Origin of the sequence: Pseudomonas parafulva NBRC 16636 = DSM 17004 (assembly GCF_000730645.1) — a bacterium.
Lineage (GTDB): Bacteria > Pseudomonadota > Gammaproteobacteria > Pseudomonadales > Pseudomonadaceae > Aquipseudomonas > Aquipseudomonas parafulva.
In genome coordinates this window covers 166,829-180,649 of the sequence record NZ_BBIU01000007.1, presented here as the reverse complement: position 1 = coordinate 180,649, position 13,821 = coordinate 166,829, and the positions used below count along the sequence as shown (strand labels likewise).

General features: G+C 63.5%; 10 protein-coding genes. 5 read left to right on the top strand and 5 right to left on the bottom strand.

All coding sequences use genetic code 11. The features are described from left to right. Window positions 1-24 precede the first annotated feature (24 nt). Window positions 25-1,338 (bottom strand): alginate export family protein, encoded by a 1,314-nt coding sequence (locus PPA02S_RS06525; protein WP_028633889.1) that lies wholly within the window; start codon window positions 1,336-1,338, stop codon window positions 25-27. Window positions 1,339-1,419: 81 nt separating this feature from the next. Further along, complete coding sequence (locus PPA02S_RS06520; protein ID WP_028633890.1) at window positions 1,420-2,913, bottom strand: aldehyde dehydrogenase family protein; 1,494 nt, start codon at window positions 2,911-2,913, stop codon at window positions 1,420-1,422. A 409-nt stretch (window positions 2,914-3,322) separates the two neighbouring features. Here PPA02S_RS06520 and peaA point away from each other — a divergent pair, with 409 nt between their 5' ends. The 4 genes from peaA to peaD are packed head-to-tail and all read left to right on the top strand — an operon-like array spanning window position 3,323 to window position 7,846. After that, window positions 3,323-4,888 (top strand): quinohemoprotein amine dehydrogenase subunit alpha, encoded by a 1,566-nt coding sequence (peaA, locus tag PPA02S_RS06515; RefSeq protein ID WP_028633891.1) that lies wholly within the window; start codon window positions 3,323-3,325, stop codon window positions 4,886-4,888. A 48-nt stretch (window positions 4,889-4,936) separates the two neighbouring features. Next, complete coding sequence (gene peaB / locus PPA02S_RS06510; protein ID WP_028633892.1) at window positions 4,937-6,367, top strand: quinohemoprotein amine dehydrogenase maturation protein; 1,431 nt, start codon at window positions 4,937-4,939, stop codon at window positions 6,365-6,367. A gap of 1 nt (window position 6,368) precedes the next feature. Beyond that, complete coding sequence (qhpC, locus tag PPA02S_RS06505) at window positions 6,369-6,692, top strand: quinohemoprotein amine dehydrogenase subunit gamma (protein ID WP_014590799.1); 324 nt, start codon at window positions 6,369-6,371, stop codon at window positions 6,690-6,692. A gap of 32 nt (window positions 6,693-6,724) precedes the next feature. Further along, on the top strand, window positions 6,725-7,846 hold the full coding sequence (gene peaD / locus PPA02S_RS06500; RefSeq protein WP_028633893.1) for a quinohemoprotein amine dehydrogenase subunit beta: 1,122 nt from the start codon (window positions 6,725-6,727) through the stop codon (window positions 7,844-7,846). A gap of 70 nt (window positions 7,847-7,916) precedes the next feature. On the opposite strand, the gene mobA is transcribed toward peaD, so the two are convergent. The 3 genes from mobA to PPA02S_RS06485 form a co-directional block, all read right to left on the bottom strand. Beyond that, window positions 7,917-8,489 (bottom strand): molybdenum cofactor guanylyltransferase MobA, encoded by a 573-nt coding sequence (mobA, locus tag PPA02S_RS06495; RefSeq protein WP_028633894.1) that lies wholly within the window; start codon window positions 8,487-8,489, stop codon window positions 7,917-7,919. A gap of 61 nt (window positions 8,490-8,550) precedes the next feature. Next, on the bottom strand, window positions 8,551-11,670 hold the full coding sequence (locus PPA02S_RS06490; RefSeq protein WP_028633895.1) for a multidrug efflux RND transporter permease subunit: 3,120 nt from the start codon (window positions 11,668-11,670) through the stop codon (window positions 8,551-8,553). Between the two features lie 11 nt (window positions 11,671-11,681). Continuing rightward, complete coding sequence (locus tag PPA02S_RS06485; protein ID WP_028633896.1) at window positions 11,682-12,857, bottom strand: efflux RND transporter periplasmic adaptor subunit; 1,176 nt, start codon at window positions 12,855-12,857, stop codon at window positions 11,682-11,684. A 260-nt stretch (window positions 12,858-13,117) separates the two neighbouring features. On the opposite strand from PPA02S_RS06485, the gene PPA02S_RS06480 reads away from it, so the two are divergent. Further along, entirely contained in the window at window positions 13,118-13,819 is a 702-nt protein-coding gene (locus PPA02S_RS06480; protein WP_028633897.1) for a response regulator, read from the top strand. The last annotated feature ends 2 nt before the right edge of the window (window positions 13,820-13,821 follow it).

Genomic DNA, 13,821 nt, shown 5'->3' with positions numbered 1-13,821 from the left:
GAGCCCAGACTCCCCCGGCTCGGCTTAGAAGAAGGTTCCGACGATCAACTGCAGATAGGTTTCGGTATCCCGCCCGCCCAATTGCGTGCCGCCGTTGGCGGCGCTCCGCTCGGGTTTGTAGAAGCCTACCACCGGGCTGATGAGCAGATGGTCGTTGACCATCCATTCTGCGTACAGGTCCAGTTCACGCCCGCCCAGGTTGCCCCGGGCGGTATCGAGCGTATCAAAGTCGAAGTACAGCGCCCCCACGGTCAGGTTGTCACGCGGCTTGCCTTTGACCGCTACATGATGCACCTGGCTGTTCTTGTTGAACGGCCCTGCATAGTTGGCTGCTACCTCACCCTGGAACCAAGTGCCGTAGCCCCGGCTCAGACCGTAGAACAACGGGTCGAAGCCTTCGGAGAACCGGCTGTAGCGGTAGGTGGCCGTGGGTGACCAGGGCAAGGCAGTAAACGTCCAGTTGCCCTCCAGGTACCACGCATTCTCGTGCCCGCCGGTCTGGTCCTGCGTGACGTACTCGGCGGCGACCTCAAGGCCTTCAACGCCCAGGCTACCTCGCCCGCGCAGGCTTACGGTATCCATGCCATCGCGGTGTTGCAGGCCCATCAGTTGTGCGTATCGGTCGTCCACATCCAGGCCGCGGATCCAGCTGAGGCCCACGGTACCGGTGTCAGCGACATGCTCCAGGTTGGCCACTGCCAGCGCGGTGTCTGCCTGGTAATGGTTATCGGACTTGAGCCACATCAGGTCGCCACGCCAGCCTTGCTTCCCACCCAGGCGCAACACGGCTGTGCGGTCGAAGGCTTTGCGTGCTGCCAGGTAGTAGGCGCCGCCACGGTTGAAGTTTGCGCCCAGGTCCGCTTTGCCCAGGTTCACCGGGTCGCCTTGAATCAGGAAACCGTCGCCCAGCGTCACCACCTGCCGCCCGCCGGAGAGGTCGATGCCATCCTCGCCCAGGGCGGGGAACAGGTTCCCCGACCGCCAGCCCAGGTTCATGTCCTCGATGGCGGTGCGGCGTTCGTCGCCCAGGGTCAGCCCGGCGGCATCGCCATCGCCCCAGGTTGCGGAACTGACCAGGCTGAGCGCGCCGTAGAGGGTGCCGCTTGCGGCCAAGGCCTGGGTGCCGCTGAGGCCGTACTTCGCATAACCTTCCTGCCACGTACTGCTGCCAGCTTGGCGGGTGCCGGCCTGGTTGAAGCTTTCGTCGCTGTGGAAGGCGCCGAACAGTGCCTCAAGGTTGGCGTTCACCGTGGTGCCGTTCTGGTTATACAGCTCATAGGCGTGGGTGAGAGGGGCAGTGAACAGCAGGGCCAATGTGCAGGCGAGTTTGTGCGTCATGGTGTACTCCATGGTCATTGTTGTTTTGAGAAATGCTGCAGCGGCCCTGCCGCGATGGGGCAGGGCCAGAGGGTGAAACGCTCAGAGCTTGATCAGTACTGACTTGAGCTCTGTGTAGTGGTCAATGGCGGCCGCGCCCATTTCACGGCCCACCCCCGACATCTTGTAGCCCCCGAACGGCAATGCCGGGTCCAGGGCGCTGTGGCAGTTGACCCACACCGAGCCCGACTTGATACGCGGGATCATGCGGTGTACCGCAGCCAGGTCGTTGGACCAGATGCTAGCGCCCAGACCGTACGGGTTGTCGTTGGCCATGGCGATTACTTCATCAACGTTGTCGAAGGGCATCGCCACCAGCACCGGGCCGAATATTTCTTCCTGCACCAGGCGATGGCGCTGGTCCACATCGACGATGACGGTGGGCTTGACGAAGTACCCTGGGCCGAAGCTTTCCCCCCCACAAGCAATGGTTGCCCCGAGTTCGCGGCCCAGTTCGATGTAGCCGGTGACGCGGTCCTGCTGTTTGGCGGAAATCAGCGGGCCCATTTGCACCGCTGGGTCCAGGCCGCTGCCAAGTTTCATGCCGTTGGCAATGCTGGCGATATCACCCACCACATTGTCGAAATGCTTGCGGTGGACGTACAGGCGTGAGCCGGCGCAGCATACTTGGCCCTGGTTGAAGAAGATGGCGCTGGCGGCCCCGGCTGCGGCCTCCTGCAGGTTGGCATCGGGCATGACGATGGTAGGTGATTTACCGCCCAGTTCGAGGGTGACCCGGGTCATGTTGTCCATGGCCGCCTTGCCGATCAACTTGCCCACCTCGGTGGAACCGGTGAACGTCAGTTTGTCGACGCCGGGGTGTCGGCTGAGGGCGCCGCCGGCATTCAGGCCGGTGCCGGTGACCACGTTGAACACGCCTGGCGGGTAGCCGGCTTCGTCCACCAGCTCTGCCAGCTTGAGCACGCTCAGCGGTGTTTCGTCCGCCGGTTTGAGCACTACCGTGCAGCCGGTGGCCAATGCAGGGCCGAGCTTCCAGCACGCCAGCAGCAATGGGAAGTTCCAGGCAACGATGGCGCCGACCACGCCCACCGCCTCCCGACGCACGAACCCATGAAACTGGTCGTTTGGCATCAGCGGCAGGGATGCATCCACGGTGCTGCCTTCGATCTTGGTCGCCCAGCCGGCCATATAACGCAGAAAATCGATGGCCAGTTGCACGTCCATCACCTGTGCCACCGCAGCGCTCTTGCCGTTGTTCAGGCACTCCAGCTCTGCCAGCAGGCGGGCGTCACGCTCCATCAGGTCGGCCAGGCGCCACAGCAGGTTCTGGCGTTCGCGCGGGCGCAGGCGGCTCCAGGGCGAATCATCGAACGCCTGGCGTGCAGCACGTACTGCCCGGTCTATGTCCTCGGCATCCGCGGCGGGCACTTCGCCCAGTACTTCGCCGGTGGCCGGGTTGCGAAAAGACAGGGTGCGGCCACTGGCGGCGTCCTGCCATTCGGCACCGATGCGCATCTTCAGTTTGCGTTCGATGAAGGCCTGGGTGGCAGGCAGGATAGTGTGTTCGCTGGGCATGGGGCTTAGCCTCTTGTCATTGGATGTGACAGGCTTTGGGCAATGGCCGTGCCAAGGTTGCACCGGGGCTGTAGGGCCTTGAATCGTAGGGCCTGGCGCAGTGGTATAGCCCTGAACGGCGGTGCTGCGCTGTAGCACAATGAGACAGTGTGAGACGAAGATGCAACAAGGGTCAGCTGACCGCTGCATCCAACGGCAGGCAGTGTCTCAGCTTGAAACACCCTGTCGCGAAATGGCACGCCGCTCGCGCTGGCACACACTGGGAAGGCACACCCAAAAACCTGTCAAGTCACTGAAAAGTAAAGAAGTTGGCGGAGCTGGCACGGTTTCTGTATCTGAGCCAATCATTGCACCTGTGCTTCACCTGAGCGTGCGACACCATAAGAACAACAACCGTGGAGGTCTGACCTTGAAGACGACTCGACTCCGGCGACATGCGGGCAAGCTGGCGTTACTTGCCGCCGCGCTGCTGGGCACCCAGGCCATGGCGGCCGAACAGGGCGCGAACCTGTTGCAGAACAAGTGCATGGGGTGCCATATCCCCGAAGGTACCGACAGTTACAGCCGCATCAGCCACCAGCGTAAAACCCCCGAGGGCTGGTTGATGAGCATCGCCCGCATGCAGGTGATGCACGGCTTGCAAATCAGCGACGATGACCGCCGTACCTTGGTCAAGTACCTGGCCGACAAACAAGGCCTGGCCCCCAGTGAAACAGACGGCGTGCGTTACGCGATGGAACGCCGCCTCAACACGGTGGAGCATTTCGATACCCAACTGGCCGAAACCTGCGGCCGTTGCCACTCCGGCGCGCGGGTGGCGCTGCAACGGCGCCCGGCGAAGGAATGGGAATACCTGGTCAACTTCCACCTCGGCCAATGGCCGTCCCTTGAGTATCAGGCCCAGGCGCGTGACCGGGACTGGTTGCCGATCGCCCTGCAGCAAGTGGTGCCTGAACTTGCCAAGCGCTACCCGCTGGAGAGCTCGGCCTGGGCCGACTGGCAGAAGGCCAAGCCTGATGCCAGCACACTGGCGGGGCAGTGGGCCTTCAGCGGCCACATGCTGGCCAAAGGCGATGTGCGTGGCGTGATGAGTATCGCGGCCGAGCCAGGCGACACCTTCAAGGTCGAGGTCAAGGGCGCTTACGCCGACGGTACTCCATTCAACGGCAACGGCACGGCGATTCTGTACAACGGCTATGAGTGGCGCGCCAATGTGAAAGTGGGCGATACCCAGCTGCGCCAGGTGTTCGCAGCGCTGGATGGCGAAATGAAAGGCCGCATGTTCGAAGCCGAACACGATGAGCGTGGCCTGGATTTCACTGCTGTGAAGGACGGCAAGGCCCGCCTGCTGGCGGTACAGCCAGGCTTCATCAAGGCCGGTGAAGAGGCCGAGATCAGCGTGGTGGGCAGTGGCCTGGACGGCAAGCCCGACCTGGGCGCCGGCGTCGAGGTGACCCAAGTGCTGGAGCAGACCCCAACCTTGCTGCGCGTCAAAGCGCGCGCGGCTCGCGACGCCCAGCCCGGCCAGCGTGAAGTTGCCGTGGGCGCGCTGAAGGGGGCCACCCTGGCCGTTTACGACAAGGTCGAGGAGGTGAAGGTGGTCCCGGCGTTCTCCATCGCCCGCATTGGTGAAAACGGTGCATCGGTGCCCAAGGTACAGGGGCGCTTCGAGGCGGAAGCCTGGGGCAAGGACGCCAGCGGCCAGCCGCTGCGCATTGGTTACCTCCCGGCCACGTGGAAGGTCGAACCGTTCAACGAGCGTGCCGTTGAGGACGAAGACGTGAAATTTGCCGGGCAGATGCAGCCCGACGGCGTGTTCGTGCCCGGCGGCGCAGGCCCCAACCCTGAGCGCAAGATGATGACCAACAACGCCGGCAACCTGAAGGTCATCGCCACACTGGCCGACGGCGGCCAGACCGGGGAGGGCCACATGATCGTGACCGTACAGCGCTGGAACAACCCGCCATTGCCGTAACGGCGGGGTGCAACGGTTTTCCAACGGATCGATTATCGGGAGGTCGCCATGGGCGCACTACTGAACCTGGTCGAGCGTAACCTGCATGAAGTGCAGGTAGATGCCGACCGCATGCTGTTCCACATACCCAGCAGCTCGCTGTTTGCCACCGACGCCGTGACCGGCGGGATCATCGACAGCCTGCGCCAGCAGGGTTGTTCGGCCGAAGAGTTGATACAACGGCTTGGCCAGCAATTTGCCGGGCAGGACATCCAGGACACCCTGCGCGAGCTGATGGCCCTGGAACTGGTCAGCGACGGCTCGCCGCTGACCCCGGAGATCGCCCTCAGGCAGGTCGAACGCACCGCCCTGAACACCGTGGTGCTCAACGTCAACACCGGCTGCAACCTCAGTTGTACCTACTGCTACAAGGAAGACCTGGACAAGCCGTCTGCCGGCAAGAAAATGAACACGGCCACCGCCGAAGCCTCGGTGGAGATGCTGCTCAAGGAGTCCCCCGACGAGCAGCGTTACAGCGTGGTGTTCTTTGGCGGCGAGCCGCTTTCCAACCGGCCGCTGATCGAGCACATGGTGGGCTATTGCGAACGCCGCTTCGCCGAGGCCGGCAAGCAGGTGGAATTCATCATGACCACCAACGCCACCTTGCTGACCGAGGAGGTAGTCGACTGGCTTGATGCCCACCACTTCGGGCTGTCGATCAGCATCGACGGCCCCAAGACCGTGCATGACCGCAACCGCATCACCGTGGGCGGCCAGGGCACCTATGATGTGGTGCGACGCAAGGCAGACATGCTGCTGTCGCGTTACCGCAGCCGGCCCGTGGGTGCGCGCGTGACCCTCACCCGTGGCATCACCGACGTCGAGACCATCTGGAACCACCTGTTCAATGAGTTGGGTTTCGCCGAAGTAGGCTTTGCTCCTGTCACCTCCGGTGACCTGGCCGCCTTCAACCTCACCGGCGAAGAGCTGGTGCAGGTGTTCGCCAACATGAAGGCCCTGGGGCAGCGCTACCTGGACGCGGCGCTGGAGCACCGCAACATCGGCTTCTCCAACCTGCACCAGCTGATTACCGACATCCACGAAGGCCACAAGAAAGCACTGCCGTGTGGCGCAGGGCTGAAGATGCTGGCAGTGGACCATGAGGGCGAACTCAACCTGTGCCACCGCTTCACAGGCTCCAGCCTGCCGACATTCGGTAACGTACACCAGGGCGTCAAGCAGGCGCAGCTGAATGACTTTCTGTCACAACGCCTTGACCGCAGCAACACTGGCTGCGAGAGCTGCCGCATCCGCAACCTGTGTTCGGGCGGGTGCTACCACGAAAGCTACGCACGTTACGGCGACCCGCAACACCCGACCTACCACTATTGCGAGCTGATGCGCGACTGGGTGGACTTCGGGATCGAGGTCTACAGCCGCATCATGGCCACCAACCCGGCCTTCATCGACCGCTACATCACCCCGCGGAAGGCGCACTGACATGAAGCATTTGAAACCGCTCAACAACAAGGCACGCATCCTGGAGCAGGCCGCCGCGGAGGACCGCGTCGAGGAAGTCATGGCCATGAGCGCGGTGGCCGGGTGCACCGCCACCACCGACCCTGGCTGGGAAGTTGACGCCTTTGGCGGTGTGAGCTCGCTGTGCCAGCCCATGGAGGCTGACCTGTACGGCTGCTCCGACCCCTGCTGGTGGCCGGCTCAGGTGCCGGACATGATGAGTACCTACCAGGACTGGAACGCTCAGGCGACCAACTCCGCTGAAGACTGGCGCAACCTGGGCACCGTGTTCCCTAAAGACAAGTGACCGGCCCAACAAGAACGACAAGGGGAAACCGCATGAATGCTGGACGCTGCGCACGCGTTGCGCTCACCATCGCCGCCATGGCCTGTACTGGCCTGGCGCAGGCAGACGACACCGGGCCGGCCCTGAAGGCCGGGCACGAATACATGATCGTCACCAACTACCCAAACAACCTGCACGTGGTGGATGTGGCCACCGATACTGTGTTCAAAAGCTGCGTCATGCCCGACAAGTTTGGCCCCGGCACCGCCATGATGGCGCCGGACAAACGCACCGCCTACGTCTTGAACAATCACTTTGGCGACATCTACGGGTTTGACCTGGACACCTGCAAGAACACCTTCCACGCCAACCTGTCCAGTGTGGCCGGCGAGGTGGGACGCTCGATGTATTCGTTCGCGATCAGCCCGAATGGCGAGGAAGTCTACGCAACGGTCAACCCCACCCAGCGCCTGAACGATCACTACGTGGTCAAGCCGCCCAGGCTGGAGGTGTTCCGTACCCGTGATGGCCTGCAGGCCAAGCCGGTACGCACCTTCCCGATGCCGCGGCAGGTGTACCTGATGCGTACTGCCGATGATGGCAGCCTGTACGTGGCCGGGCCGGACCTGTACAAGATGGATGTGCAGACCGGCAAATACACGGTGGCCCTGCCGCTGCGCAACTGGAACCGCAAAGGCTACAGCGCCCCGGACGTGCTGTATTTCTGGCCGCACCAGAGCCCGCGTCACGAATTCTCCATGCTGTACACCATTGCCAAGTTCAAGGGCGGCAAGCAGGACCCAGCCACCGACGAGTACTTGTATGGCTACCTGAGCGTCGACCTCAAGACCGGCAAGACCCACACCCAGGAGTTCGCCGACCTGACGGAGCTGTACTTCACCGGCCTGCGCTCACCCAAGAACCCCAACCAGATGTATGGCGTGCTCAACCGCCTGGCCAAGTACGACATCAAGCAGCGCAAGCTGATCAAGGCTGCGAACCTGGAGCACACCTACTATTGCGTCACCTTCGACAGCAAGGGCGACAAGCTGTACCTGGGTGGCACGTTCAATGACCTGGCGGTATTCAACCCGGACACGCTGGAAAAGGTCGGCAACATCAAGTTGCCGGGTGGGGACATGTCCACTTCGACGCCGCAGGTGTTTGTTCGGTAGAAGCAACGGCCTTGCACTACCCTCAAGGCTGGCGGACCACTTGGGCTACCCAACCAAAGGGTGTGTAATTCTATGTGAGCCACTCCGGGCTGTTGAAGTTGCTCAGCCTGGGGTCATCATCTCCGCATTCCAGCGCCTCAACCCGCGCGCGCAACAGCGCCTTTTGCAAGCTGCGCTCGCCCTCGGCCCAGGCATGTTCCAGCGCCGGCAATAGCCGGCGTGGGAGCACGCTGAACATGGGCTGCCAGTAACCACCCTGGCGCACCATGGCCGCGGCATCACGGGCATGCGCCAACCTGCGCAGGTCGTGGATCAAGGCCGGGTCTACCAGGGGCGCGTCGCAGGCCAGTACCACCACCCACCCATGCCTGGCCACTTTCAACCCGGCAATGACCCCGGCCAACGGCCCCGGGAAATCCGCTTCGGCATCGCTCGCCAACTGGTCCGCGTAAGCCCGGTAGCGCTGCTGATTGCGGTTGCACGAGATCACCAGGTCATCGCTGAGCGGGCGCACGGTGCGGTACAGGTGTTCCACCAGCGGTTCGCCGCGCCATTCCAGCAGCCCTTTGTCCCGCCCACCCATGCGCTGGCCGCGGCCGCCGGCAAGGATCAGGACGGAACAGGGGGGTAGGGTATCAGGCATGAAAAAGGGCTCCTGGCAATCGATGCCAGGAACCCTCCCATTTAAGGCCGTTGTTGTCCAGTCAGCTGTCGTGGGCAACCTCGTTGGCGGGTTGCTTGCCGCGCCCGGCCAGGCGCATCACCACCACGAAGAATACCGGTACGAACACCACGGCAAGGGTGGCACTGAGCATGCCACCGATCACACCGGTGCCGATCGCCTGCTGGCTGGCCGAGCTGGCGCCGCTGGCGATGGCCAGCGGGACCACACCGAGGATGAACGCCAGCGAGGTCATGACGATGGGGCGCAACCGCAAGCGCGCGGCCTGTATCGCCGCCTCGGTGGCATCCAGGCCCTGGTCGATCAGGCTCTTGGCGAACTCGATGATCAGGATGGCGTTTTTCGCCGACAGGCCGATCAGGGTAATCAGGCCCACCTTGAAGAACACGTCGTTGGGCATGCCACGCAGGGACACGGCCAGCACTGCGCCCAGTATGCCCAGCGGTACTACCAGCAACACCGCAGTGGGGATCGACCAGCTTTCATACAATGCCGCCAGGCACAGGAACACCACCAGCAGCGACAGCGCCATCAATACCGGGGCCTGGCTGCCCGACAGGCGCTCCTGCAGTGACAGGCCGGTCCATTCCAGGCCCACCCCGGTGGGCAGTTGCGCCACCAGCCGCTCCACTTCGGCCATGGCCTCACCCGAGCTGTAGCCGGCGGCCGGTTCGCCCGAAATCGACACCGCCGGGTAGCCGTTGTAACGGGTGAGCTGTACGGGGCCGCTGACCCACTTGGCTTGCACGAATGCCGCCAGCGGTACCATCTTGCCGCTGCTGTTGCGCACATGGATCTTCAGCAGGTCCTCGACCTGGCTGCGCTGGTCGCCCTCAGCCTGGACCACCACACGCTGCATGCGGCCCTGGTTGGGGAAATCGTTGACGTAGCTGGAGCCCACCGCCACATCCAGCACCGAGCCGATGTCAGCGAACGATACGCCAAGCGCGTTGGCCTGCCGGCGGTCGATCTCAAGCTGCACCTGCGGGCTTTCGGCCAGGGAGGCCTCGCGCACGTTGGTCAGCACCCTGCTCTTGCCGGCGTTGGCCAGCAGCTCGTCACGGGCCGCCATCAGTTCTGCATGGCCCATGCCGCCACGGTCCTGTAGGCGGAACTGGAAACCGGTGGACTCGCCAAGGCCATCGATCGGCGGCGGCAGCACGGCAAACGCCACGGCATCCTTGAGCTGAGAGAGGGCCATGTTGGCGCGGTCGGCAATCGACTGGGCGCTGTCATCCGCGCCGCGCTCCGACCAGTCCTTGAGCGTGGTGAACGCCAAGGCCGCGTTCTGCCCGCTGCCCGAGAAGCTGAAGCCAAGAATGACCGTGGTATTGCCCACGCCCGGCTCCGAGCCGTTGTGCGCCTCTATCTGTGCAGCTACCTGCTCGGTACGCATGCGCGTGGCCCCGGGTGGCAGCTGGATGTCTGTGATGGTGTAGCCCTGGTCTTCGGTTGGCAGAAACGCCGTGGGCAGTTGGCTGAACCCGTAGCCCAGCACGCCCAGCAGCAAGGCGTACACCAACAAATACCGGCCACTGCGGCGCAAAGCGCTGGAAACCCAGCCCTGATAGCCGTTGCTCATGCCTTCGAAGCGGCGGTTGAACCAGCCAAAGAAGCCCTTGCGCTGGTGATGCTCGCCCTTGGCAACGGGTTTGAGCAGTGTCGCGCACAGCGCTGGGGTGAGGCTCAGGGCCAGGAAGGCCGAGAACAGGATCGACACCGCCATTGATACCGAGAACTGCTGGTAGATGACCCCGACCGAGCCTTGCATGAACGCCATGGGCAGGAACACCGCCACCAGTACCAGCGTGATCCCGATAATGGCACCGCTGATCTGCCCCATGGCCTTGCGGGTGGCCTCCTTGGGCGGCAGGCCTTCCTCGGCCATGATGCGCTCGACGTTTTCCACCACTACGATGGCGTCGTCCACCAGGATGCCGATGGCCAGGACCATGCCGAACAACGTCAGAACGTTGACCGAAAAGCCCAGGGCCAACATCACCGCGAACGTGCCCATCAACGCCACCGGCACCACCAGCGTAGGGATCAGCGTGTAACGCAGGTTCTGCAAGAACAGGAACATCACTGCGAACACCAACAGCATGGCTTCGAACAGGGTAGTGATCACCTGCTGGATGGACACCTTGACGAACGGCGAGGTGTCGTACGGGATGTCGTATTTGACGCCCTCCGGGAAGTAGCGCGCCAGGTCCTGCATCTTCGCCCGCACCAGCGTGGCGGTTTCCATGGCGTTGGCGCCAGGCGACAGCTGCACACTGAAGGCGGTGGCTGGCTTGCCATTGAGGCGGGTGCCGAACTGGTATTCCTGGGCACCCACTTCGACCCGTGCCACATCGCCAATGGTCACGGTGGAGCCGTCTGGGTTGGCGCGCAGAACGATGGCGGCGAACTCCTCGGGGGAGGACAACTGGCCCTTCACCACGACGTTGGCGGTGATCTCCTGCGTGTCGCGGCCAGGCAGGTCACCGATGCTGCCAGGCGCCACCTGGGCGTTCTGCCCGGCAATCGCGTTGGCCACATCGTTGGGGGTGAGGTTCAGGCCGACCAGTTTCGCAGGGTCGATCCAGATGCGCATGGCCCGCTCCGAACCATACAGCTGTGCCTTGCCCACCCCTTTGATGCGGCGGATTTCGTTCATCACGTTGCGAGCGAGGATGTCCGACAGGGCGGTTTCGTCAAGCTTGCCATCCTCGGAGGTAAGGGTACCCAGCAGCAGAAAACCCGTGGACAGCTTCTGCACTTGCAAACCCTGCTGGGTGACCGGCCGTGGCAGGCGCGATTCGACCACTTTCAACCGGTTCTGCACGTCAACCTGAGCCAGGTCCGGGTGGGTGCCGGGCTGGAAGGTCGCGGTGATGGTCGCGCTGCCCAGGCTGCTCTGGGATTCGAAATACAGCAGGTTGTCGGCGCCGTTGAGCTCCTGCTCGATCAGGCTGACCACGCTTTCGTCCATGGTCGCCGCTGAAGCGCCCGGGTAAACGGCATAGATTTCGATCTGCGGCGGCGCCACGTTGGGGTATTGCGCCACTGGCAGCTGCGGAATGGCGAGGGCGCCTGCCAGCAGGATGAACAGTGCGACCACCCAGGCGAAAATCGGGCGGTCAATGAAGAATTGCGGCATGGGTCAGGCCCTCACTGGCCGGGGTGCTGTGCGACGGGCTTGGCCTGGGTGGCAGTATCAACCTGCACCTGGTCCCCGGCTTTGATGTGCTGCAGGCCCTCAACCACTACCTGCTCACCGGCAGCCAGGCCCTCGGTGACCACCCAACGGTCGCCCTGGGCGCTGCCCAGCACTACCTGACGGTCGCTGACGCGAGACTGCGGGTCCACCACCATGACCTTCGGTACGCCGGCGCTGTCGCGTTGGATGGCGCGTTGGGGCACGCTGATGCCCTGGGGTTGCACCGCCTGCGCCAGGCGCACGCGCACATAGCTGCCAGGCAACAGGTCCAGGTTGGGGTTGGGGAATTCGCTGCGCAGGGTGATCTGGTTGGTACTAGGATCAACGCTGATGTCGGAGAACAGCAGCTTGCCGGGTAGTGGATAGGCACTGCCATCGTCCTGGATCAGGGTAACGCTGGCCTGGCCATCGCCGACCTGCTGCACCTGGCCGGCGCGCAGGGCCTTGCGCAGCGCGCTGATTTCGCGGGTCGACTGGGTAACATCGGCGTGGATGGGGTCCAGTTGCTGAATGGTCGCCAGCGGCGTGGCTTCGTTCTGCCCAACCAGCGCGCCTTCGGTTACCTGAGCCCGGCCAATACGGCCGGCGATCGGCGCCGTGACCGTGGCGTAGCCGAGGTTCAGGCGGGCGCGTTGCAGGGCGGCCTTGGCCTCGGCCACCGCGCCGTCGGCTTGCAGGAAGCTGGCTTTGGCATTGTCGTATTCCTGGCGGCTGACCGCCTTGTCGCTGACCAGTTCGCGGTAGCGCTGCTCCTGCAGACGGGCTTGGTACAACGTGGCCTCGGCCTTGGCCAGGGCCGCCTTGGCGCTGTCGAAGTCTGCCTTGAACGGGGCCGGATCGATCAGAAACAGCACATCCCCCTGTTTGACGTCGCTGCCTTCACGGTACACGCGCTTGAGCACCACGCCAGCCACCCGGGCGCGAACCTCCGCTGTGCGCGGTGCCAGGATGCGGCCGCTGAGCTCAGTGGTGACGGCCAGTGGCTGCAGTTGCAGGGTTTCTACCCGCACCTGGGGGGCAGGGGGCTGTTGGTCCTGGTTGTCACCTTCGCTACAGCCGCTCAGGCCAAGGCCCAGTAACGCCAGAAGCGCCAGGCGACGCAGGCAGGGGGATGATGTGTTGGGCATACGGGTCTTCCGCTGATGATCCACACTATGCTACGGCAGTCACTCAGCGAATTGCTGTGAACAGCTGTAGGGCAGGTGTGAAAAAGTGTGAAGAATGATCCTGTAGGCGGGGTGGGTTCTATATTCTGCATAGGCTTTTGCCGGTTTGGTCGCGGGTAGACGCCGCCCCACAGTCACCCACTGCCTGCGGTCTCTGTGGGAGCGGGTTCACCCGCGAAGAGGCCGGCACAGTTCCACTCCAACCCAGAACCCAAGCGCCTATGCCGAATATTTTCCTGGTCGAAGACGACAGTGCCCTGTCCGAGCTGATCGCCAGCTACCTGCAACGCAATGAATTCCAGGTACAGGTGATTGCCCGCGGCGACCATGTGCTCGACGAGTACCGTCGGCACAAACCTGACCTGGTCATCCTCGACCTGATGCTGCCGGGTATCGACGGGCTGCAGGTGTGCCGCCTGTTGCGTCAGCAGTCCCGTAACCTGCCGATTCTGATGCTCACCGCCCGTGACGACAGCCATGACCAGGTGCTGGGGTTGGAGATGGGCGCCGACGACTATGTGAACAAACCGTGCGAGCCGCGTGTGCTGCTGGCGCGCGTGCGCACCCTGCTGCGCCGCAGCAGCATCAACGAACCCCGCCTGGACCAGGACCTGATCGTTATCGGCGGCCTGTGCATCGACCTGGCCGAGCGTACGGTGACGTGGCGCGGTGAGGCGGTGGAGCTGTCCAGCGGGGAATTCAACCTGCTGGTGGTACTGGCGCGCAACGCCGGTGTTGTGCTGAACCGCGACCGCATTCTGCAGCAGTTGCGTGGCATCGAGTTCAACGGCACCGACCGCTCGGTCGACGTGGCCATCTCCAAGTTGCGGCGCAAGTTCGATGATAATGCCGGGGAAGCCCGCAAGATCAAGACCGTGTGGGGCAAAGGCTACCTGTTCAGCCGTGTCGAGTGGGAGTGCTGACC